The organism is Traorella massiliensis, assembly GCF_900104665.1.
In the GTDB taxonomy this organism is placed as follows: Bacteria; Bacillota_I; Bacilli_A; order Erysipelotrichales; family Erysipelotrichaceae; genus Traorella; species Traorella massiliensis.
In genome coordinates this window covers 369,355-391,237 of sequence record NZ_LT629969.1, presented here as the reverse complement: position 1 = coordinate 391,237, position 21,883 = coordinate 369,355, and the positions used below count along the sequence as shown (strand labels likewise).

22 protein-coding genes are annotated in these 21,883 nt (G+C 41.4%); 13 read left to right on the top strand and 9 right to left on the bottom strand.

The genetic code is table 11. The annotated features are described in order from the left end of the window. Positions 1 to 132: 132 nt before the first annotated feature. The 3 genes from BQ5367_RS09130 to BQ5367_RS09120 form a co-directional block, all read right to left on the bottom strand. The gene (locus BQ5367_RS09130) at positions 133 to 2,754 is read right to left on the bottom strand and encodes a right-handed parallel beta-helix repeat-containing protein (RefSeq protein WP_071442215.1); all 2,622 of its coding nucleotides are present in this window, start codon (positions 2,752 to 2,754) and stop codon (positions 133 to 135) included. 212 nt (positions 2,755 to 2,966) lie between these two features. Beyond that, a complete protein-coding gene (locus BQ5367_RS09125; protein ID WP_071442214.1) occupies positions 2,967 to 3,329 on the bottom strand; it encodes a heavy-metal-associated domain-containing protein in 363 nt (120 codons plus the stop codon). Positions 3,330 to 3,623: 294 nt separating this feature from the next. Next, positions 3,624 to 4,079, bottom strand: coding sequence for a GNAT family N-acetyltransferase (locus BQ5367_RS09120; RefSeq protein WP_074022015.1), 456 nt, complete (start codon positions 4,077 to 4,079; stop codon positions 3,624 to 3,626). A 104-nt stretch (positions 4,080 to 4,183) separates the two neighbouring features. On the opposite strand from BQ5367_RS09120, the gene BQ5367_RS09115 reads away from it, so the two are divergent. From BQ5367_RS09115 to BQ5367_RS13840, 12 genes are all read left to right on the top strand, one after another. Continuing rightward, positions 4,184 to 4,483, top strand: a complete 300-nt coding sequence (locus BQ5367_RS09115; protein WP_071442212.1) for a DUF6809 family protein — start codon at positions 4,184 to 4,186, stop codon at positions 4,481 to 4,483. 5 nt (positions 4,484 to 4,488) lie between these two features. Beyond that, entirely contained in the window at positions 4,489 to 4,671 is a 183-nt protein-coding gene (locus BQ5367_RS09110; protein WP_071442211.1) for a hypothetical protein, read from the top strand. Positions 4,672 to 4,673: 2 nt separating this feature from the next. Next, a complete protein-coding gene (locus BQ5367_RS09105; RefSeq protein WP_071442210.1) occupies positions 4,674 to 5,054 on the top strand; it encodes a TnpV protein in 381 nt (126 codons plus the stop codon). Positions 5,055 to 5,635: 581 nt separating this feature from the next. Next, positions 5,636 to 5,794, top strand: a complete 159-nt coding sequence (locus tag BQ5367_RS13590) for a hypothetical protein (RefSeq protein WP_161940486.1) — start codon at positions 5,636 to 5,638, stop codon at positions 5,792 to 5,794. Positions 5,795 to 5,807: 13 nt separating this feature from the next. Beyond that, on the top strand, positions 5,808 to 8,474 hold the full coding sequence (locus BQ5367_RS09100; RefSeq protein ID WP_071442209.1) for a GLUG motif-containing protein: 2,667 nt from the start codon (positions 5,808 to 5,810) through the stop codon (positions 8,472 to 8,474). A 684-nt stretch (positions 8,475 to 9,158) separates the two neighbouring features. After that, the gene (locus tag BQ5367_RS09095; protein WP_071442208.1) at positions 9,159 to 9,452 is read left to right on the top strand and encodes a DUF6290 family protein; all 294 of its coding nucleotides are present in this window, start codon (positions 9,159 to 9,161) and stop codon (positions 9,450 to 9,452) included. Next, positions 9,452 to 10,810, top strand: coding sequence for a relaxase/mobilization nuclease domain-containing protein (locus BQ5367_RS09090; protein ID WP_071442207.1), 1,359 nt, complete (start codon positions 9,452 to 9,454; stop codon positions 10,808 to 10,810). Before BQ5367_RS09095 ends, BQ5367_RS09090 begins: the two co-directional genes overlap by 1 nt. Continuing rightward, the gene (locus tag BQ5367_RS09085; RefSeq protein WP_071442206.1) at positions 10,807 to 11,064 is read left to right on the top strand and encodes a transposon-encoded TnpW family protein; all 258 of its coding nucleotides are present in this window, start codon (positions 10,807 to 10,809) and stop codon (positions 11,062 to 11,064) included. Before BQ5367_RS09090 ends, BQ5367_RS09085 begins: the two co-directional genes overlap by 4 nt. 105 nt (positions 11,065 to 11,169) lie before the next feature. Next, a complete protein-coding gene (locus BQ5367_RS09080; protein ID WP_235858758.1) occupies positions 11,170 to 12,306 on the top strand; it encodes a recombinase family protein in 1,137 nt (378 codons plus the stop codon). Positions 12,307 to 12,321: 15 nt separating this feature from the next. Continuing rightward, entirely contained in the window at positions 12,322 to 12,456 is a 135-nt protein-coding gene (locus tag BQ5367_RS13970) for a hypothetical protein (RefSeq protein ID WP_268874451.1), read from the top strand. A 102-nt stretch (positions 12,457 to 12,558) separates the two neighbouring features. Next, positions 12,559 to 12,777, top strand: coding sequence for a hypothetical protein (locus BQ5367_RS13845; protein WP_235858785.1), 219 nt, complete (start codon positions 12,559 to 12,561; stop codon positions 12,775 to 12,777). Continuing rightward, positions 12,699 to 12,866: a DUF4368 domain-containing protein gene (locus BQ5367_RS13840; RefSeq protein WP_328586472.1), complete on the top strand. Its 168-nt coding sequence runs from the start codon at positions 12,699 to 12,701 to the stop codon at positions 12,864 to 12,866. The genes BQ5367_RS13845 and BQ5367_RS13840 overlap by 79 nt, the downstream gene beginning before the upstream one ends. A gap of 93 nt (positions 12,867 to 12,959) precedes the next feature. On the opposite strand, the gene BQ5367_RS09075 is transcribed toward BQ5367_RS13840, so the two are convergent. The 6 genes from BQ5367_RS09075 to BQ5367_RS09050 are packed head-to-tail and all read right to left on the bottom strand — an operon-like array spanning position 12,960 to position 19,721. Continuing rightward, positions 12,960 to 14,543 (bottom strand): ABC transporter substrate-binding protein, encoded by a 1,584-nt coding sequence (locus BQ5367_RS09075; RefSeq protein ID WP_071442205.1) that lies wholly within the window; start codon positions 14,541 to 14,543, stop codon positions 12,960 to 12,962. A 4-nt stretch (positions 14,544 to 14,547) separates the two neighbouring features. Further along, positions 14,548 to 15,927, bottom strand: a complete 1,380-nt coding sequence (locus tag BQ5367_RS09070) for a M14 family zinc carboxypeptidase (protein WP_071442204.1) — start codon at positions 15,925 to 15,927, stop codon at positions 14,548 to 14,550. After that, a complete protein-coding gene (locus BQ5367_RS09065; RefSeq protein ID WP_071442203.1) occupies positions 15,927 to 16,925 on the bottom strand; it encodes an oligopeptide/dipeptide ABC transporter ATP-binding protein in 999 nt (332 codons plus the stop codon). The genes BQ5367_RS09070 and BQ5367_RS09065 overlap by 1 nt, the downstream gene beginning before the upstream one ends. Continuing rightward, positions 16,918 to 17,892 carry an ABC transporter ATP-binding protein gene (locus BQ5367_RS09060; RefSeq protein WP_202615290.1) on the bottom strand — a complete coding sequence of 325 codons (975 nt, stop codon included), beginning with the start codon at positions 17,890 to 17,892 and terminating at the stop codon, positions 16,918 to 16,920. Before BQ5367_RS09060 ends, BQ5367_RS09065 begins: the two co-directional genes overlap by 8 nt. A gap of 10 nt (positions 17,893 to 17,902) precedes the next feature. After that, complete coding sequence (locus BQ5367_RS09055; RefSeq protein ID WP_071442201.1) at positions 17,903 to 18,745, bottom strand: ABC transporter permease; 843 nt, start codon at positions 18,743 to 18,745, stop codon at positions 17,903 to 17,905. 10 nt (positions 18,746 to 18,755) lie between these two features. Then, positions 18,756 to 19,721 (bottom strand): ABC transporter permease, encoded by a 966-nt coding sequence (locus BQ5367_RS09050; RefSeq protein ID WP_071442200.1) that lies wholly within the window; start codon positions 19,719 to 19,721, stop codon positions 18,756 to 18,758. Positions 19,722 to 19,903: 182 nt separating this feature from the next. On the opposite strand from BQ5367_RS09050, the gene BQ5367_RS09045 reads away from it, so the two are divergent. Next, positions 19,904 to 21,880: a prolyl oligopeptidase family serine peptidase gene (locus BQ5367_RS09045; protein ID WP_071442199.1), complete on the top strand. Its 1,977-nt coding sequence runs from the start codon at positions 19,904 to 19,906 to the stop codon at positions 21,878 to 21,880. The last annotated feature ends 3 nt before the right edge of the window (positions 21,881 to 21,883 follow it).

Genomic DNA, 21,883 nt, shown 5'->3' with positions numbered 1-21,883 from the left:
TTTTTAATGCGCCCTTTTATATCGGGGTGCTTTTTTGACCTTCTCCCCCTAAATTTGAAATTTCCTAATATAAAAAAAAGAGAAATTCATTTCTGAACTTCTCCTTTTTATCATTTCTTCATCTTAATACAATTATTTAGATAAAGCTCTCTTTTTGTTTAATACTACAAGAATTGCAAGACTTAGAACAGCCATCATTCCATAGCATCCAAGCAAGCTCATATCTGAAGTATTTGGAGTTTCTGTTGGTTTATCTTCAGTATCAGTATCTGGATCTGTCGGAACATTGCCACCAGCCTTAGTAACTGTAACTTTGATTTCTCTAGTTACACCGTTAGCATCTGCAACGATTACTGTTTCTCCTTCTTTAACAGCTGTAATCACACCATCTTTAACAGTTGCAACACTTTCATCCTTAGATGTCCATGTAATAGGAACTGGGTTACCATCATGATCTTTAGCCGTTGCTTTGACTGTTAACTTAGCACCTTCCTGTAATTCAACTTCAAGACTGTCAAGTTCAAATACATCTGTATCTGTATTCTTATCAGTCATATCAGCTGATACATAGTAAGTATCTAATGTATAATCAAAATCAGTATCTTCATTTGTAATCACTGTCTGAATATCTTCTACACCCCAGTAGTTATCTGAAAGATCAGCTTCACCTTCTACACCACCATCATAGAAACGAACAGCATATCTTCCATAAGTTGTATCATCTGGATATGAAACAAATGCATTTTCACTCAAATCAGCAATTGTTGAGCCATATTGGAAACGAACTCCATTTGATTTAATGAATGTATTACCTGTTACAGTAACATTATCAACACCACCAAAATAGACACCACTTAAAATATTTTCAAAAGTATTTCCTACATAAGAAATATTAGTAGAAGATGTTTCATCAGTATTTGCCCATACAGGATTATGATAACCACTGATTGTATAATTCTTAATGACATTATTTTCAACAAGCATACCATTGATACCTGCACCTGTAGTAATCGCTACTGTATAAGGAGCATTTCCTAATGTTTCTTCAAGAATCAATTCATTATCTTTGATAACTACATCTTTGTATTTACCCTGAAGATAAATTGTAGACGCATTTGTGTCAAGAGACACTACATTTGAAGCGCCATAGAAATGAATATTTTCAATCGTCAATCCTTCAAGTTCTTCATCTGTTGTGTTAACAGCAACGACACCAAATAATTCAGCGCCTTCTTCACCAACTAACTTAATGGCCTTATTTGAAATCTTAACTTCTTCTTCATGTCTGCCGCTAGAAACTACAACTGTTTCCCCATCTTTTGCAGCATCAACAGCAAGCTGAACACTCGAATACTTATCTTCACCAATTGTAGCAGCTACTTCACCATAAACACCGTTACCTAAATCTTCAAGACCAGTAACTGTTGAAGTTCCTGTACTATTGCTAACAAAAACAGGTAATTTTGTTGTATCACCACCGAATGTTACAACAGCGTTATCATCTACATTCAATGAAGCTTCCTGATCTCTTGCGTCAACATTGACAGCATACCAAGAATTAGCACCCGTAACAAATTCAACATCACCTTTTAATGTCACATCACTCTGATTTACGATCAAAGGTGCACCACTTTGTGCTGTTGTATGATCCAAAGTAACATTTTCAATAGTTAATGTCGTATCATAAACATCTAATACATGTTTTGCCAATTCATTAGTCTCTAAAGTAACATTCTCTAAAACAGCATTTTCTACCTTATCAAATTTCACAAGATTATTCTGTCCATATGAATTTGTATGGAATGTATCTGAAGCTGTAATTGTGTGTCCATTACCATTGATCGTCAGATTTTCTACAGGATTATCATCTTCTCCAACAAAATATAATCCTTCGTCTAATGTAATATCACTGGCTAATTCAATCGTAGTGTTATCTCTTACATCTTTTGCAATTTGTTGAGGAAGATTTGTTTTGTCATCAACCTTGATTGTCATGCTTTCAACATTGACATTACTTCCGCTAACTCCCGGATTCCAAGCATATCCATAAGTATCAGAATAATATCCAGCATAAGCATTATCGGTAAAATCAATCGTCAGATTTTTAACCGTTACATTACCTTCAGTAACTGTACCAGCACTTACCCATGCACTAAGAGTGACATTCTCCAAAACCGTATTTCCAGCATCTTTAGTATTAATATAAATAGAGCCACCAAATTTACCAGATTCGGATTCTAATGTTACTGTATCAACATCCTTAAGTGTCAGATCTTTTGCATTTACCAATTCAACAACCTTATTTGTACCATCATAATATGTGTTATAATTTGCCTTTAAGGTTACATTTTCAATGGTAACGCCGTTTCCACCAATTGTGACAAAATTCTGTCCGTTCCAATTACCTGTATTTGGATCATAATCACTTGTGATTGTTACATCACCTTCACCAACAATAGTAAGATTATTAGCTGTGATTGGGAATACAAAACCTGTTGCATTATTAATCTTAAGACTAGAATAAGTGTCTATCATGCCTTTTGTAAGAACATACTCTCCAGCTGAAAGCACCCAAGTCTGTCCATCTGCCCCGCCATCAGCCTGGCTAGCAATTGCTGCAGCAAGCTCTGTAGCATTACTGATCTCTACAACATTCTCATTTGTCGTAGTTGCCGTAACATTGGTAACATTCACAGTAGGAACACATACAGATGCTGCCAATGCTAAAGCTAAAAATAATTTAAGCCTTCTCATTTTTATCTCCTTCCCTATGCTTAATTGATCTAAATGAAGACTTTTACGTTCTCTAGTTTTATAATGGAAATGATTGGAAATGTAGCAATTTTCATCATAAAATCATAAATATTTGATTGATAGAAAATTTCTAGGTTTCCAGTCAAATTCTTACCATTTTTTTACATTTTTCGAAAAATGAAAAAAGCATCTGTATCATTTAATACAAATGCTTAATTAAAAGAAATCTTCTGAACCTGATAGCCGGCATCTTTGACTGCTTGACTTAAAGTATCTTCAGATATTTTATTTTTCATATGCACCTCCGCCATTCCATTATCAAGATGTACCTTTGCATATACGCCTTCTAAGGCATTTAAAGCATTTTCTACACGTACTTTACAATGCGAACAGGTCATACCATATATTTTTATTTTTGCTTCGAACGGATAGTGAGAGAGATTCTTATCTTTTATGCGTACTTTTTTAATCGGTTCACTTTCACCTCCGCAGCATCCGCTTTGTAGTTTTTTCATATAGCTCTTGATCGAATAAATACATATCATGATAATAATTAATATCAGAAAAACTTCCATGATGACTCCTCCTGAGTTAGTTTTAACTAACTTTATTATAATCCTACTTCCCTTCCTGTCAAGTCATTTTTATAAAGAAAAAGCTCTTCATAAGAAGAACTTTCATTTAATCGCAGTTATTGAATCTGTTCACTTAAATGCCTGGGTGTCCTTATCAATGCTGTTTCAAAAACACCCTTTTGGAGCGGATGATCCCCTATCAAAATCCTCAATCCAGATCAAGAACATATAAACGAACTTCTTCCATTCGATCACAATAGTCTGATAATTCTTTTCTGCGTGAACATTCTGTCTTTATGACCAACTCATCCACTCCATATATCTTCCCGGCATGTTGATGATCCAAAAAATGATCCGCCTTTCGAGATTCAATATAACAACGCAACCAATTATACTCTTCAATATTTTTAAATCCTTGTGATTGATACCAGCGATTGCCGCTTCATCCTGCTGAGTCCATACCTCACAATAATGAATACCTTTCTCTAAAAGCTTCTTCCTTGCTTCTTTCCATAAATCTAAAGCTATATGTCTGCGTCTGTATTGCGGCAATACCGCTAAATTCCAAATGACTGCCCCTCTATGAGATGAGGCAACGCATAATGTTTTTGGTTTCTTTTCAATCTCCACATCAATCAATCCAACGATCTTCTCATCTTCGCTTGCTACTAAACAAATCGCGTCATTTTCATACTTGACCCGTTTTGTCATCACATCATCATGATACGAGGTATCTAAAAAAGAGTACACGGCAAGGGAGACACTTCGTAAGGAAGTTGTCTCCCTTATGCTTTTGTAGTCAGCCAGTTTGATTGAATTAGTGGGATAATTGAATCGTAACGGAGGATTACATAATGAAAAACTTTATTGAAGAATTTTACTACGGAAACATCGAGCCGCAAGCGAGAAGCACAAAACAAAATAAGGCTGTTCAAAAACAAATGAAAATCCTGATGACGAATGAAGATTTTTTGACAACAGCGCTATCTGATAAAAACAAAAAGCAATTTCTCGACTATGTAAACGCTTGGAGCATTGTTAACGGAGAATCTAATTTAGACAGTTTTATTATGGGATTTCGCTTAGGAGCTAAATTTATGCTTGATACTTTCGTCACTTCCGAACCCCCTTTTGAAGATTTATTGAGGGAGTGACAGTGATGAAAGAAAAATATTACATAGTGCTTGAGGAATATGAGCGTAGAATGATTATTAACAGCCTGAACGAATTAAGAAACCGTTTGATTGCTGACGGAAGATACACAGAAGCAGTTGACGAAATTTTGCTTAAAATCATAAACGCAAAGAAAAAGAAGTTTAAAGTGATCTGCAAGGAGGCGTGATTATGCAAAAGAATATTTATAACGAGCAAACAGGTATCAGCTATACCTTACAAGGCGATTATTATCTTCCTGATCTCACATTACCCGCCCAAAAAGAAGAACGGCACATCGGCATATGGGGACAGCGGTATTTGCGGTATATCCGTGAGCATAAAAAGGCACTTTATACCAGCCTTTTAACAAGCGGCAAGCTGCAATCCTACCTTGCCGATGTTGAAGAACAGGCGCAGAGACTGTTTGACCGTCTTATGAAGCAGAGAGCAGAACTTGAAGGCATTACCGAAACACTGAAAGCCGGTAATCAGATGGAGTGGATACGCAGAATGAACGCCCTGCGGTCGGCGGTTACAGAAACCGTTAACGCCGAGGTGATCTTCGTATGAAAAGCGAAAGTATCGCCTTTACCTCACAGCAGAGGAACGGCGGTATCTTTTCAACGCACTGCTTGTCTGCCGCAACAAGCTGCTGAGCAGGTAAGAGATACAGGCCTTGTGGACAAGGTTATGATAAAGCTGCAAAAATGAGCCTGTAACGCTTTCTAACGCAAAAACGAGGGGCAAGGTACAAACACCTTGACCCTCAAAGTTCAGGCTCGGAAAACGGCTTAAAATCAGGCTTTTTTGACCTCTAAATGTCCACGCAGCAGGACGGACTGTTTCAGATGAAAGGTATGGATTGTCATGGCACAGTCTTTTTTTCTCGAAAACATATTGAAAATAAGCCGATTTTCTGATACAATATAGATGTATAATTATGTGAAGAGAGGGCTTGACAATGGATCAGAAAAGGAGGACAATGCTAACAGCCATCCGGCCGGCCATAATTCTGCCCTTTTTCCTGTCAAGAGCAAAGTTGCATATTCCTTCAAGGCGTATTCCGCCCGTTCTGAAACGGGCGGGGTGCGCCTGGTTTATTTGTCAGCCTTGTTGCCCTTGCAGCAAGGCGGTGAGGGGGGATAACAGTATTGTTTGTTGAAAATAATCCCGATATCCAAACGAAGCCCCAGCCGGTATGGATTGCAGTTCCTTGCCGCTGCTATCCGCAAAAAGAAAACCCATTATTTGGCGTTTGCGACCATGAAAAAATGCGTTTCGGTCAGGCAAATCAATGGAGCCCGGAATGAAGGAGGAAGTTTTATGAGGAAAAAATCATTTAAAAGCGCATTGACGGTATTGTTATCGCTCATGATGATACTTGTTATGTTTCCTGCAAATGCTTTTGCTATGGATGGGGAAGGCACAAAGGAAAATCCCTACGAAATCGCAGCAGCGGATGACCTTTACGAGTTTGCGACAAAAGTAAACGAAGGAGATAATACCGCCTGCGCCGTGCTGACGGCGGACATTACCCTAATCGACACGAACTGGACACCAATCGGAAATGACAGTAACCAATACAAAGGCACATTTGACGGCGACGGACACACCATTACAGGACTTAGTGTGGACATACAATCCGATAATACTATATACGCTGGATTATTCGGCTTTTTAGGCGAAGGCGGCACAATCAAAAATTTGGGCCTTGCGGACAGCAAAATCACTTGTTCAGGCAATCGTGTTTATGCCGGCGGCGTGTGCGGTTGGAATACTGGCACCATACAAAACTGCTACAACACAGGAGATGTCAGCGGAGAAGGCACACAATATGTTTTTGTCGGCGGTGTGTGCGGTTTGAATGATGGCACCATAGAAAACTGCTACAACACAGGAGATGTCAGTGGCACAAGCGAATACGGTTTTGTTTATGCCGGCGGTGTGTGCGGTTTGAATGATTACGGCACCATAGAAAACTGCTACAACACAGGAGATGTCAGTGGCACAGGCACACGCACAGACGCTTCTGGTCATGCCGGCGGTGTGTGCGGTTGTAATGATTACGGCACCATAGAAAACTGTTATAACACGGGAGAAGTCAGCGGCACAGGCACAAGCACAGACGGTGCTGGTTATGACGGCGGCGTGTGCGGTCGGAATACTGGCACCATAGAAAACTGCTACAACACAGGAGAAGTCAGCGGCATATATGGTTTTGTTTATGCCGGCGGCGTGTGCGGTGCTAATGGGAACAGCGCCACCATAATAAACTGCTACAACACAGGAGATGTCAGTGGCACAAGCTCATACGGTTTTGCTTATGCCGGCGGCGTGTGCGGTTTGAATGATTACGGCACCATAGAAAACTGTTATAACACGGGAGAAGTCAGCGGCACAGGCACAAGCACAGACGGTTCTGGTTATGCCGGCGGCGTGTGCGGTTGGAATACTGGCACCATAGAAAACTGCTATTTCCTTTTCGGAACAGGCGATAAAGCTGTAAGCATCAATAGCGGTACAGTTGATAATGTAGAAGAAAAAAGTGCGGAAGCGTTCGCCTCCGGCGAGGTGGCGTGGCTGCTGAACGAGCCGCAGACAGAGAAACCATGGGGGCAAGGCTCCAATGGCTTGCCCGTTTTAAAAGGCAATCTTCCCGATGGTGTAACTTCTTATGTGCCTGTCCGCATTACGATTGTTATGACGGATAATACACAAAAATCTTACTATTCGGCAAAGGGAAGCACATTTACAGAGTATCCCACCGGGTATGCGTTCTTCTTCAAAGATGGCGATACGAAAACATGGATCAGCAAGGGGACGCAGACCTATGACGCTGACGCCACAATCTATGCGGAAAACATGCCGCTGGAAAAAATCCAGGCGAAAGCCCCCACCTGCACGGAGGACGGAAACAGCGCGTACTGGTACTCTGCTGCCTTTGATAAGTATTTCAAAGATGAGAACGGTGTAAACGAAATCACCGCTGAAAGCACCGTGATTCCGGCCAAAGGCCATGGGGAGTCAGAAGTGAAAGGTGCAAAGGAAGCGACCTGCACAGAAGATGGCTACACCGGGGATAAAGTCTGCAAGGTATGCGGAGAAATCCTGGAAAGAGGAACTGTCATAGAAAAACTTGGCCATGTCTGGGGCGAACCGGAGTGGAACTGGTCAGAGGACGGAGCGAGCTGCAAGGTGACCTTTACCTGTCAAAACAATTCGGAACATAAGGAAAGCCCAAATGTAACCGTTACATCAGCAGTAAAAACGCCTGCAACCTGTACGGAAAGCGGCGTGACTACCTATACGGCAACGGTTGATTTTAACGGTAGTACCTACACGGATACGAAGGAGGCATCCGTCCCGGCCACCGGCCACAGCCTGATGAAAACAGACGCGAAAGCCCCCACCTGCACCGAGGACGGAAATATTGCGTATTGGTACTGCGAAACCTGCGATAAGTATTTCAGCGATGAAACCGCAGCAGAAGAAATCGGGCTTGCCGATACGGTGCTGGAAGCCACGGGCCACAGCTACGAAAACGGCAAATGCACAGCCTGCGGCGAAATTGACCCCGATTTCAAGGCGGTTATCATTGAGGGAGCAAACGGTAGCTGGCAGAAAGGTACGAAGGACGGACTTTCCTTTACTTCCAACGCCGCTTTTGCACATTTCCTTAAAGTTCAGGTTGACGGCAAAGACCTTGACGCCTCCGACTACGCCGTAAAAGAAGGAAGTACAATTGTAACCTTGAAAGCGGAATATCTGGAAACCCTGTCTGTCGGCAAACACACGCTGGCAATCGTTTCCGAAACAGGAACAGCCGAAACAGAGTTTACCATCAAGGCGGCAGCAGTTGCTGACGATACCGCTGTCCCCCAGACCGGCGCAGGCAGCAATGTCGCGCTTTGGATTGCGGTAATGCTGGCTGCGGGTACTGCCCTGACCGGCACCGTTCTTTACAGCCGCAAGAGAAAATACAGCAAATAATCAATGATGAAATCGTCCTGTGAAAACTTCACAGGACGATTTTTTGTATACAGCTTACGAGAAAAATCTTGACAAGCAAACATTTGTTCTATATAATATAAAGTGACAGTTTATATGTCCTACAACTGAATATATTTTCACAGATTTTATTGAGAGAACGGCTGCAAGCCGGACAACGCCAGCGGGTATGCAGACGATTACCATCGTCAAGAAAATACCGCCGCTTCCAGAACTGCCCTAAACTGTCGGCAGTGGTCAAGCGTAAATGACAGTTTCGACTTTGAATTACAAAGCCGGTTACATGAATGTGAAGCCACACCGCAAGGGATAGGTCTATCCTTTTTGCGGGTAGTTGGTACGCATTTGTGTGCCGGCTTTTTTGTTGCCCGAAAGCCGGTTACAACTTAATGACCGGCTGGATGGGATATGACTGTGCGACGACCTCTTTTTGATAGGAGCGAGCACAGCAACGCTGCGGTGAAACTCCGGGGCAGGGACAGAAAAACGACATTCAGGCAGACCGGCGAAAACAGGAGAGAAAGTGTGTCCACAACAGTAACGAGCATCGGATTTTGATACCCAAAATCCAAATCCACAGCCTAAAGGCGTGTGGACTAACTCAGGGGAAGCACCCCTGAATACCCCTTTACAAAGCCAAAAACACAAGAATGGAGATGATATATTTTGAGCAGGAAACAAAGTGATAAAAAGGTCATAACAGTAAGACTGAGCGAAGAAGAAAAACAAAAGCTTGAGCGTTGTGCTAACCTTTGCGGACTGTCGCAGTCCGAGTTCATAAGGCAGCTTTGTGCAGGCAAAACACCAAAAGCAAAGCCGCCACGGGAGTTTTGGGAACTGCTAAATTCCCTCTACTCAGTCCATAACGGTTTCAAGAAATGCGCAATATATGAGCCTTCCGCACTTGAAATTTGTAAAGAAATCGAGTATTTAATATTAGATTTGCAGGAGGTGGGATAATGGCTACAACTTCACTTTGGCATATCAAAGGCAGATTAAAAGACCTGATCGACTATGTAGAAAATCCCGAAAAGACCGTATCAAAAGATAAATGCTTGCAGGACTTCTACAATGTCTTTTCCTATGTCAGCCGACCCGAAGCTACTGAAAACGGAGAGTATGTTTCCGCCATTAACTGCTTAAAAGAGATTGCTTTGCGGCAGATGATACTCACCAAAAAACAATACGGAAAGGACGACGGATATATCGCTTGGCACGGGTATCAGAGCTTTAAGCCTGATGAGGTTACACCACAGCAGGCACACGAAATCGGATTGAAACTGGCAAAGGAAATGTGGGGCGATCGGTTTCAGATCATCGTCACTACCCACCTTGACAAAGACCATATTCATAATCACTTCGCCTTTAACTCCGTTTCTTTCCTTGACGGCGGAAAATACAACTACTCTAATTCTGAAAGGCAAAGGCTTCGTGATGTATCAGACCGAATCTGCCGGGAACACGGCTTGTCGGTTATCGAAAAACCGCATAAAGCACCATCAAGGCAAGTATGGCTGGATGAGAAAAGCGGAAAGCCGACACGCTACAATGTGTACCGGGAAGATGTAAAAGAAGCCATCAATTTCAGCCGCCGTCCCTACTATATGGAGGACTATCTCAGACGAAAAGGATATATCACCGACTTTACGGGAAAGCATTGGCAGATACGCCTGCCGCAGTATGAACACTTCACAAGGCTTGATACCCTTGATGAGAAATGGACGCCGGATCACTTTAAAAGAAATATGGGAGCATACGCAAGATACGGAAACCGCAGAGCAGAAATCACCTATCCACCTCAAATGCCGCAGGACTTGCGAAGCTGGTTTAAACCTTTCCAAAAGACAAGTCATATCTATCGTCTTTATCTGCACTACTGCTATCTGTTGGGCGTTCTACCGAAGAAAACAACTTATCGTCCTACAAGTCCTTATCTCAAAGAGGATCTGCGGAAGCTGGACGAGTTGTCCAATCAGGTACGGTATATGAGCAAATACGGAATCGAAACTCTTGAAGATCTATATGCCGACAGAGAAAAGCTGCAAGGAGAAATGGACAAGCTGACCGCTTACCGCACCAAGCTGCAAAACAAAATCCGCAGAGCCTTACCAGCCGAAAAAGAGATTTTGAGAGAAGAAAAAGCAAAGGTTACGGAACAGATTACTTCTCTGCGAAAGCGCTTGAAACTGAACAAAGGCATAGAGGATCGGTCGGTAAAAATTCAAGAAAAAACGGATCTTCTCTATGCCAATGAATACAGAGCGAAAGAAGAACAACAGCATAAAAAATCACAGCGAAAGGAGCGTGACGCACGATGATCTATATTGACGAAAATGGAAATCCAATTCAAGAAACTGATGAATTGCAGGAGGCAATTGATAATATTACCGATAAACTCGCCCAAATGACAAAGGAAGAACGGCTTGCTTGGTTTGAGCAGTCCATCTATCCCGAACCCTTAAAGTTTACGAATGAAATTGACGGTACGGTATATATCGTCAGAGCGTTTTTTGATGAAACTGCAAGCGAAAGCTTTGAAGAAAAGCTGCGAAGAATTATGATAAAGAGATGAGAAAAAATCAGGCTATCACTTTAAAGTGTTGAAGTTTAGCGGAAGATATGGTATGATAACAGTATCCTACAATTCATATCATATCTGGCTGTGGAAAGGAGAATTATGAGCAAACAGTCAGACCGGCAAGCTGCCGGTGCCAATTCGCTTGAAGTTTTAAGCAGAAACATAAAATATCTGCCCGAAACCAAGCAGAATATGAAAACAAGAAAGATAACTGCTCTCTACTGCCGTCTGTCCCGTGACGATGAACAAGACGGACTATCGGGCAGTATTAAAAATCAGAAGGCAATTCTAAAAAAGTATGCTGAGGACAACGGTTTTCGCAACATCGAATTTTATGTGGATGATGGGGTCAGCGGTACAACTTTTGATAGACCAGACTTTAACCGCATGATTGCAGATGTAGAGTCCGGTAGAATCGGAACGATTATTATCAAGGATATGTCCCGCTTCGGCAGGGATTACCTCAAAGTAGGCTATTACACAGAGATTATGTTTCCTGAAGCAGATGTACGATTCATTGCTATTAACAACGGTATTGATAGTGCAAACCAAGCAGACAGTGACTTTACACCGTTTCTTAACATTATTAATGAATGGTATGCTAAGGATACTAGCAAGAAAATCCGTGCTGTGTTCAAATCCAAGGGACAGTCCGGTAAGCCGCTCTGCACCAATCCGCCTTACGGTTATATTAAAGACCCTGAGGATAAGTTGCACTGGATTATAGATGAGAAAGCCGCCGAGGTGGTCAGAGATATTTTCCGACTGTGCATGGCTGGCTTTGGACCTACGCAGATAGCAAAGCAACTTGAAAAGCGATGCATTGATACACCTACGGTTCATCTTCGCAAAATGGGTATTAACACTCCAGCAAGACCGCCTGAAAACCCATATGCTTGGTCGGCTCGTACCGTAGCAGATATTCTGGCTAAAATGGAATATCTAGGTCACACAGTGAATTTCAAGACTTCTAAAAAGTCCTACAAAAGCAAAGTCAAGATAATGAACAATCCAGAAGATTGGCTGGTTTTCAAAAATACCCATGAAGCAATTATTGATAAGGGTACTTGGGAAACAGTGCAGAAAATCAGAGATGGCAAGCGAAGACCATCGCGATTAGGTGAAATGGGAATACTTTCTGGCATGATGTTTTGTGCCGACTGTGGGGCAAAGCTGTATCAGGTTAGAAGCAAGGGATGGACACACGATAAGGAATATTTCGTTAGTGCGACTTAGCGCAAGAAAAAGGGTATGTGCAGTTCACATCAGATACGCAATGTTGTAGTGGAACAGCTTTTGTTAGAAGACTTAAGACGTGTAACCTCCTTTGCCAAAGACCATGAACAGGAATTCATCCGTATAGTTATGAATAATTCAGAAAAGTAACTTGCCAAAGAACTCCGCCAAAGTCAAAAGGAATACGAACAAGCACAGACTCGCATTGCTGACATAGACAAAATCATTCGAAAGCTATATGAGGACAATGTGATGGGCAAAATTCCCGAAGAGCGTTTTTACAAGATGTCGGCTGAATATGAAGCCGAGCAGAAGGCTCTGGAAGAAAGGATAACTGAATTAAAACATACCATTGATACAGCAAATGAACATTCCCTCAATACCGACCGCTTTTGGCACTGGTTAAAAAGTACACAGAAATTACAGAATTGGATGCAGAGATTATTAGAGAGTTCATTGACAAAATTATAGTATTCAAGGCTGAAAAGATAGATGGCCGCAGAACCCAGCGGATTCAGATTTTCTATAACTGCATTGGCGCTATCGACTTACCAAAATAAACGAAAAAGCGGCATAGCCGAATATCAACGACTATGCCGAATTTTTAAGGAATTTATAATCCCTATCTGACCGCTCCTAACCGGTCTTTTCTTTTATTCTATTTCATCAAGCCATACATATGTCAGTTCAGAGAATCCTGCTTTATCTCTTGAACCGCCTTGTTCATCAGTGAACATCGGATGTCCATGTACATATGACTTATAAGCAGCGACATCCGCATAGTTGACCATCGTTACAAGTGGATTATCTCTTGCAAGGATTACCTGGATCTGTTTCATCAGATCGTTGATCTCATCCTGGTCGCTAGAACTTAATGCCTGTGCATACAGCTCTTCGATTTCAGGATCACTATAGAAGTTGACATTAACAGTTCCATCGGCTGTCCAGCGGCGGCCGGTACCTAATACATCCGGTCCTTGGAAACCGCTGACCATCGTAATTTCAAACTGCTGATTATTCCATACCTGTTCAGTCCAGATATTGTAATCAAGAACGCTTAATGTTGCTTTGATACCGATCTTATCCAGTTCAGCAATTACAACGGTAGCAGCATCTTCAAAGCCTTCAAAAATCGTTACTTCCGTTTCAAAATAATAACCATCAGCGTCTTTTGTATAACCGGCTTCTTCAAGAAGAGCCATTGCCCCATCAGGATCATAATCCGGCTGTTTCGCATCTTCATTAAGGGCATCAGTATAGATATCAGGAATATAGTAATCATTAGCTGGCTTATAACCGGCAAATGCTTTTTCACTGACTTCTTCACGATTGACACCCATCGCAACAGCCATACGAACATTAGCATCAGCAAAAGGTCCATCATTTAAATTAAAGGTAATATAGTATGGAGAGGGCCATACCTGAGTAACCCATGTATAATCACCATTAGCCTGCAATGATTCAATCTCACTTACCGGAATGCTTGTAGAAGCAATTTCATCAACTTCATTGTTCAGCCATGCCTGATACTGTGTATTGGTATCTGGAATGATCGTATAAATGACCTGATCCAGGTAGGCAACATCGCCCCAGTAATCATCATTACGTACAAGTCTTACATCTGTTCCTTTATTCCATTCTGAAAATTTGAATGGACCTGAACCGATCGGATTTTCATTAAAATCACTCGTTGTCCAATCCTGTCCTTCAAGAATATGCTGTGGTAAAACGAATGTTCCATACCATGCCAGATTTGACAAGAAAGAAGCATCCGGCTGAGACATCTTAAATACCAAAGTCGTATCATCTTCTGCAACGATCTCATCTACATAGGCAAATACATTCGCATTGGCATAGTTTTCCGCAACGATCGTATCGTACGTATATTTCGCATCAGCAGCCGTTACCGGTTCACCATCATGCCATGTTGCATTATCAACTAAATGGAAGGTATATGTCAAGGCATCCTCCGATACCTCCCATGTTTCGGCTAGATCAGGCAACACTTCATAATTGTTGTTCAGCTTCACGATACGGTTGAAAATATTCTGAGCCATATCATAATTGTAATCATCACTATAAGTATCCGGATTCAACGTATTCGGTTCACCGCTTACAGCAACGATATAGGTTCCGCCCTTATTTCCTTCAGTGCTAGTGCCCCCGCTATCATCACCACAGGCTGCCAATGAGCAAGCCATCATAAGAGCCAATCCTGCTTTCAGTAATTTTTTCATTGTTTCACCTCTCAATTCCTTTCTCTTTTATATAACTGGAAACGATCAAACCTGATTCCAGCTGGATACGCACTAGCGTTTGAATAGGAACAAATGAATACTCGATCGATTCAACGGCTCTAGCCTTCACCATCATTTTCTTTTCAAGCATCTCTGCTGTCTTTTTCAGCTGCTGTGCGACATCACCTTCATGACGTGTACATTCAAACTTTACACCTCGAACCAGAAGTCCCCAGATCAGCAAGGCATAGAAGCGGGTAATATCTAAAGAATCAAATGCCTCGCTTTCTTTACATGGTTCGTTAAATTTATCATCAGCTTCTACATGACGTACGCTTTCTTCATAAGAAGCTTTTCGATTTTTGATCATCATCTCTACCATTTTCGCAAAAGGATTATCATCACTGACATATTTCTGATAGAGCTGATAGCCTTCCGCAATCTCGTCATATTCATTAAGTTTGATCTGTTCACCCTTGATCAAAGCTTCTTTACGAGTAAATGGCATGATCTTATCACTCTCAATCTTTGGTGAATAGAAATATGGAAGCTCACCGACTAATGAAACCGTACCATATTTTGAAGCATAATCATTTGAAGAGGTACCACATTCAAATCTCTTGGACAGATCACTGTCCTTGTCTGCATATTTCTCTACATAATCATAATCTTCCTGAATACCGGTATTCTTAAAGATGGCTGGTGCAAAAGCAGTAATATATGGTGCTTCCGGCTCTCCTAAGGAAAGAGGCATCCCACGGCTTTGGGCAGCATGATAAAACTGATCCCACAATTCTGGAAGATCCTCTGTAATGTACCAGTAGGCACCGCCAAATCCGGCATTATGAAGAGAGTACATAAAATCAGGCTTCACTTCATCAATCAGCTTCATCAATGCCTTTGTTTCCGGCATTGGCCGATCAAACTTTAACTGTTTATATTCTATAGGAAATGTCCACTCCACCTGTTCATAACTTGTCGGACGAAAGAAATTACGAGCATAATTTGTCAGATTAAACGGGCCTTTGAACCATCCTTCATTCAATTTAGTACCATCAATATCGATACACTTGATCAAATACCACGTATAGCCACAATTTTCTCTGAATTCATCATCTTCACATAATGCCCTTGAGAAATATTCAAGCATCATTGCTCCCATAGGTTCATTTGGATGAGGACATCCAAACATGAGTGCTTTCTTTTCTCCATGACCGATTTTCATACAGTAAATCGGATGATCATTACGAGAATGACCGATGATCGTTAAATCAACAAGATCAGGATATTCTTCTTTAAGCTTTAATGTGCTCTGATCCATTTCATCAACGCTCATGAAAGCTTTATAATCCGGTACATTATCTAAGATTCGCTGATAATCCATCACTCATCCCCCTCCTTTACAAGATGACATGCAACCTGTACACCGTTTTTCTTTGTACGATACTGTGGATATTCTTTAAAACAGCGCTCACAGGCATGTTGACAGCGTGGTGCAAAGTAACATCCCGGTCCCGTATTGATCGGTGTCGGCGGTTCCCCTTCCAGCTTGATGACTTCTCTTTTTTCAAGCGGATCCAGTGAAGCACAATTGCTAATCAAAGCCTGTGTATATGGATGCGATGGATGATGAAGAATATCATCTGTCTTACCGATCTCAACGATCTTTCCTAAATACATAACGGCTACCCGGTCCGAAATATAACGGGTCGTTGCAATATCATGAGAAATGAAAACAAGTGCAGTATGATGTTCCTTTGTAAGTTTTTGAAGCATGCTGATGATATCGGCACGAATCGATACATCCAGCATAGATATCGGTTCATCGGCAACCAGAAAGGTCGGATTCAGCAACATGCTTCGCATGATTGAAATACGCTGCAGCTGTCCGCCTGAAAGTTCAAACGGAAAGCGATCCAGATAATCCTCAGCCGGATGAAGCCCTGCATCATTCAAGGTCTTGATGCATATTTCTAACTGCTCATCTGCATTCTTGCCGATCTTATGAAGTTTTAAAACGCTCATCAGGATCTTTCGAATCGTATGACGAGGATCAAACGTATCAAACGGATTTTGAAAAATGATCTGTGAAGAACGACGATATTTCAAACGATCCTTCATTAATAATTTTGAAGCTGCTTCACCATTTAAAAACACCTGACCGGAAGTCGGTTTCTCCAATGTTACCAAAAGCCGCCCCAGTGTTGATTTCCCGCAGCCGCTTTCACCGATGATACCCAAAATCTCTCCATCTTCAAGCGAAAATGAAACCCCATCAACAGCTTTTATCGTCTGCTTCGAGCTTTTCTGGCCATCATTTTTGATCACTTTTTTCTGTACATAATATTTCTTCAGGTTTTTAACTTCTAATGCCTTAGTCATGTACTTTACCCTCCTCTATCAAATGACAGCTTACGCTCCAGCGAGACTTGATGTCACGCTGTTTCGGTTTTTCCTTAAAACAGCGCTCGCTGGCATGAGGACAGCGTTCAGCAAAGACACAGCCCGGAAGCGGCTGTGAAAGATCCGGAAGGCTTCCTTCAATACCACGCAGATTTCCTCTTTCACCTTTAAAGCTGGGAAAAGAATTTAATAATCCCTGGGTATAAGGATGTTTCGGATCAAGCAGGACATCTTTAACATCCCCCTGTTCCATGATCTCCCCTGCATACAATACGACTACTCGTTTACAAGTCGAGGCAACAACCGAAACATCATGGGTGATCATGACACGTGCAATCTTCATCTTCTTTTCCAATTCCATGATCTCATTAAGAATCTGGCTCTGGGTTACGACATCCAAGGCCGTTGTAGCTTCATCCATGATCAATAGCTTTGGCGAGAAAATCAGCGCCAGCGCAATAGCCACACGCTGCATCATTCCACCACTGAGTTCATGCGGATAAGACATATATACACGATCCGAAAGATTAACGATCTTTAAAAGATCATAAATCCGCTTTTTTATATTTTCATCACTTTCATTTGGATAATGAACACGATAGATATCTTCCATCTGCTTTCCGATCCGATGGACCGGAGAGAGCGAATTCATTGACTTCTGAAAGATAACAGACATCGTTTTCCAGCGATATTCACGCAATTCATCAGGGGTCATCTTAAAAATATCTTTTCCTTCAAGCAAAGCTTCGCCTGATACTTCAATGATATTTTCCGGCAAAAGACGAAGGATGCCCATTGCCAAGGTCGATTTGCCGCTGCCGCTTTCACCAACGATACCAACTGATTCTTCTTCATTGATATCCAACGAGATATTACGGCAGGCCCATACCTTTTTTTCTCCGGTATTATAAGCAATATTGACATTTTTTATTTCCAAAAGAGACATAAGACACCTCCTACTTATTGGCATCCATCTTTGGACTTAATACACGATTGATACCATCACCGATCAAAAAGAAAGTTAAGACGATGATCACAACGCTCAAGCCTGAAAAGACAGAGACCCACCAGCAGCGTGGCATGACCAGCTTACCGGTATTGATGATCTGACCCAAAGAGAATACATTGGCATCACCAAGACCTAAAAAAGACAGGGATGCTTCTGTCAGGATGGCTCCTGAAATATTCATGGTCGTCTGTGCAATGATCGGAAAGATCCCATTTGGAATGACATGATGAATAAGAATATGCCATTTGCTTTCACCCATGGTGATTGCACTTTTTACAAAGGTACGCTCTTTGATTGAAATAGCCTGAGCACGCATCAGACGTGCATTGCTGACCCATGAAGTAACTCCGATAACGATCATGACATTTGTCATGCTGCTTCCAAATAAAGCAACAATCAGCAGGATCAGAAAGAACGTTGGCAGCATCATAAAGATATTCATGATCTCATTTAAGATCTTATCTAAGATACCGCCAAAATAACCGGCAATTCCTCCGACAAGCACACCAATCACGGCCGAGATCATTGCAGCAATGAAACCAATGATCAGTGAGGTACGAATTCCATATAAGATCATCGATAAGACATCACGCCCCAGATTATCCGTACCTAAAAGATATGTAGAAGAAGGTGCTGCCAAAAGGTCATCATTTAAATATTTTGGATCATAAGGTGCCAGCTGTTCTCCAAAAACTGCCAGAATGATCAAAATAGTCAAAAGACTCAAACCAATAATCATTTGTTTATTTCCCTTTAATCGATGAAAGAATTGTTGAATGCTTTTTTTCATGGTGTCCTCCTTACTCAATACGAATACGAGGATCGACTAATGCATAGACCAGATCCACGATAATCATTCCTATAGCTACACAGATCGATAAAATCAGATAAACACCGGATACGACCGGATAGTCACGTTTCGTAACAGAATCCAGTACCAGTCGTCCCATGCCCGGCCATGCAAACGTAATCTCGATCAAAGCGACACCGGTAATCATGTAAGCAAGCGTTATTCCAAAAACCGTTACCGTCGGGATGATCGCATTGCGCAATACATATTTATTAAAGATCTTCTTCTCTGACATTCCAGTAGCACGCAGCGTCGTAATAAAATCCTCGCTCATGACCTGAAGCACACTGCTTCGGGCAATTCTAAAGTAATAAGGAATATTCAATAATACCAGTGTGGTAACCGGCAGGATCATATGCCGGGCAACATCCAGATAATACCTTAAACCCGTATAGTTATTACGTAAGCTATACATTCCAGAAGTCGGCAGCCATCCTAAAAAATTGGCAAAGATCAATATCATGATCAGCCCCAGCCAAAAGCTTGGCGTCGAATCAAACAAATAAGAAAAACCGCAACAGATCTGATCGATCCACGTTCCTTTTTTTCGAGCGGCATAAACCCCTAGCAGCGTACCAATGACAACAGCAATCAAAGCGCCCGTCAATGCAACAAGCAAGGTTGGTCCCACACGTTCTAAGATCAATGAACTGACATCCCGGTTATTCACATAAGAAAAACCCAAATCACCCTGTAAAAGCTGCTGTAAATAAGCAATCAGCTGTTCAAAAATTGACTTATCTAGACCATAGCGAGTACGAATGGCCGCAATCGTAGCCGGATTCGGGTTATCTTTTCCAGCTAAAAGCGTCGCTGGATCACCAGGTGCAAGACGTATGATAACAAAGTTAAAGATAATGGAACAAAGAACTGTTAAAGCACCCGATCCCAGACGTTTTGCTACAAACTTCTTCATGTAAAACCCCTCCTGGTAAAATTTAAAATTATTATATTGTAATTCTGATATATTTTCAATCCCTTTTTACATTTTATTTCAATATCTTACATTCACTTCCATATATACCGCAATTTTCTTACATTGTTTTCTTTATTTTTCATTCTCCTGTGCTATAATATGGAAATAAGGAGGAATCTAAGATGAATTATCCAAAAGCAAAAGAATGCAATGAGCCATTTGTTTTTGACAATAAAAAACTTGATGATCCCTATCAATGGATGAGAGATGGCAAAAACAATGAGCTATTGCAGTGGGTAGCAAAAGAAAATACCCTCACTGATAACTTTTTTTCTAAACATCAAAAAGTATATCAAAAATATCTTAAACGCAATCGTGAGCGAAAATCTTTTCCTGCCTACAGCCATATCACCAAAAGTCCCCATGGCTATGTCATGACCAAACAGATCCTGGATAGCTATCAGATCATTGAAACCGATTTTCAATTCAACGAAAAAAGAAGCTTTGAAACACTTCTTTCAACTATTGAAAACACAACCTTTTTTAGTGGTGCCATTTGTCCGAATGATGAAAATATCGCTGTTTTCCATGGTCTTTGTGATGGATATGACCGTCCGAGCCTGTTTGTTTTTGATTTAGAAAAAAAGAAGCTGCTTTATCGTGCCGATGGCATCTTTTCCTATGTTTTCGAAGAGAGTGGCAAATGTCTGTTATATGGAGATGCTCAGGCAGATGTCGCTAATAAAACGACTCATACCTATCTGAAACGCTATGATATTGAAAAAGGTGAAGAAGAATGCCTTTTTGCCTATCCTGAAAATGCGATCATGATCGAAGGCTATTCTTCGAATGAGAAAAAAGAAGCTGTGGCAGTTGTGATGAGAGACTATTCGAATAATCTGATTTATTTTCAAACCGAAAAGGGCATGCAGCCTTACAGTATGCAAGCACAAGTCATCAATTACTGTGGCAAAGTCGCAAAAGGACAGATCTTATGCAGCTTTATTCATTCTGAATATGGACAGATCATCGTCTATGATCCTCAAGGAAAAACAGAAGAAGTGATATTTGAACAGGAAGGCATTTATATCAAAGAAGCTGTTGTCATCAATGAAAACATTTATGTATTGGCTGCCAAAGATGTCAGCAGCGTCGCTTATGTGATCAGCAATGATAAAATCAGTGAGATTTCTCTTCCTGAAGAATGTAATGTTAGTGTTGCCGGGCAAAGCAAAGAAGATGGCAAGGTCTTTGTCATGATCGAATCATTCAATCTCATTCCTCAGCTTTACGCCTTAAAAGATGATACATGTAAGCCGGTATTCAAAGAAAATAATCCGGCAGATCCAATGATTCAGATCGATAAGGTCTTCTATCCATCCAAGGATCAAACGATGATACCAGCCTATCTGGTATACCGGAAAGATGCCGTAAAGAACGGTAAGATGCCTACATTGATGTATGGATATGGAGGCTATAATCTTGCTATGCCTCCTTCTTATCATAATCCTTTCTGTGGCATTGATGTCGTTGACTGGGTCAATGATGGCGGTCTCTATGTTCAATGCTGTATCCGTGGTGGAAATGAATATGGTGAAAAATGGCATATTGACGGTTATCGGATGAAAAAGAAAAACTGTTTCTATGATTTTATCGGTATTGCTGAAGGAATTATCCGTGATGGCTGGACTTCTAAGAAACATATTGCGATCAACGGCGGAAGCAATGGCGGACTGCTGATGTGTGCCCTGCTGACGATGCGTCCGGATCTGTGGGGCTGTGTCGTGGCATCGGTACCACATACCGATATGATCAGCTTTGTTTTTGACGATCGTGGACCGATGTATATTACAGAATATGGCGATCCTCATGATGAAGAACAATTCAATTATTTTCTTACATATTCACCATTCCACAATATTCAAAAAACAGCCTATCCGGCAGTATATATACAAACAGGTGAATGTGACAACAACGTTCCGCCATATCATGGCAAAAAAATGGCTGCCCGTCTCCAGCAGTATAATACATCAGATCAGCCAATCCTGTTAAGAGTATTGGCCAAAGGAAGTCATGATCGGGGCAAGGGTGAAACCTATTTAAAAACAGTTTCTGAAATGCAGGCTTTCATAGAAATAGCCTTAAGACAAAATGATTGAGGT

Excerpts from the sequence above, each read along its gene's own strand:
- BQ5367_RS09130 (WP_071442215.1), bottom strand. The coding sequence starts at position 2,754 with ATGAGAAGGCTTAAATTATTTTTAGCTTTAGCATTGGCAGCATCTGTA.
- BQ5367_RS09125 (WP_071442214.1), bottom strand. The coding sequence starts at position 3,329 with ATGGAAGTTTTTCTGATATTAATTATTATCATGATATGTATTTATTCG.
- BQ5367_RS09115 (WP_071442212.1), top strand. The coding sequence starts at position 4,184 with ATGAAAAACTTTATTGAAGAATTTTACTACGGAAACATCGAGCCGCAA.
- BQ5367_RS09110 (WP_071442211.1), top strand. The coding sequence starts at position 4,489 with ATGAAAGAAAAATATTACATAGTGCTTGAGGAATATGAGCGTAGAATG.
- BQ5367_RS09105 (WP_071442210.1), top strand. The coding sequence starts at position 4,674 with ATGCAAAAGAATATTTATAACGAGCAAACAGGTATCAGCTATACCTTA.
- BQ5367_RS09100 (WP_071442209.1), top strand. The coding sequence starts at position 5,808 with ATGAGGAAAAAATCATTTAAAAGCGCATTGACGGTATTGTTATCGCTC.
- BQ5367_RS09090 (WP_071442207.1), top strand. The coding sequence starts at position 9,452 with ATGGCTACAACTTCACTTTGGCATATCAAAGGCAGATTAAAAGACCTG.
- BQ5367_RS09085 (WP_071442206.1), top strand. The coding sequence starts at position 10,807 with ATGATCTATATTGACGAAAATGGAAATCCAATTCAAGAAACTGATGAA.
- BQ5367_RS09080 (WP_235858758.1), top strand. The coding sequence starts at position 11,170 with ATGAGCAAACAGTCAGACCGGCAAGCTGCCGGTGCCAATTCGCTTGAA.
- BQ5367_RS13970 (WP_268874451.1), top strand. The coding sequence starts at position 12,322 with ATGTGCAGTTCACATCAGATACGCAATGTTGTAGTGGAACAGCTTTTG.
- BQ5367_RS13845 (WP_235858785.1), top strand. The coding sequence starts at position 12,559 with ATGGGCAAAATTCCCGAAGAGCGTTTTTACAAGATGTCGGCTGAATAT.
- BQ5367_RS09075 (WP_071442205.1), bottom strand. The coding sequence starts at position 14,543 with ATGAAAAAATTACTGAAAGCAGGATTGGCTCTTATGATGGCTTGCTCA.
- BQ5367_RS09070 (WP_071442204.1), bottom strand. The coding sequence starts at position 15,927 with ATGGATTATCAGCGAATCTTAGATAATGTACCGGATTATAAAGCTTTC.
- BQ5367_RS09065 (WP_071442203.1), bottom strand. The coding sequence starts at position 16,925 with ATGACTAAGGCATTAGAAGTTAAAAACCTGAAGAAATATTATGTACAG.
- BQ5367_RS09060 (WP_202615290.1), bottom strand. The coding sequence starts at position 17,892 with ATGTCTCTTTTGGAAATAAAAAATGTCAATATTGCTTATAATACCGGA.
- BQ5367_RS09055 (WP_071442201.1), bottom strand. The coding sequence starts at position 18,745 with ATGAAAAAAAGCATTCAACAATTCTTTCATCGATTAAAGGGAAATAAA.
- BQ5367_RS09050 (WP_071442200.1), bottom strand. The coding sequence starts at position 19,721 with ATGAAGAAGTTTGTAGCAAAACGTCTGGGATCGGGTGCTTTAACAGTT.
- BQ5367_RS09045 (WP_071442199.1), top strand. The coding sequence starts at position 19,904 with ATGAATTATCCAAAAGCAAAAGAATGCAATGAGCCATTTGTTTTTGAC.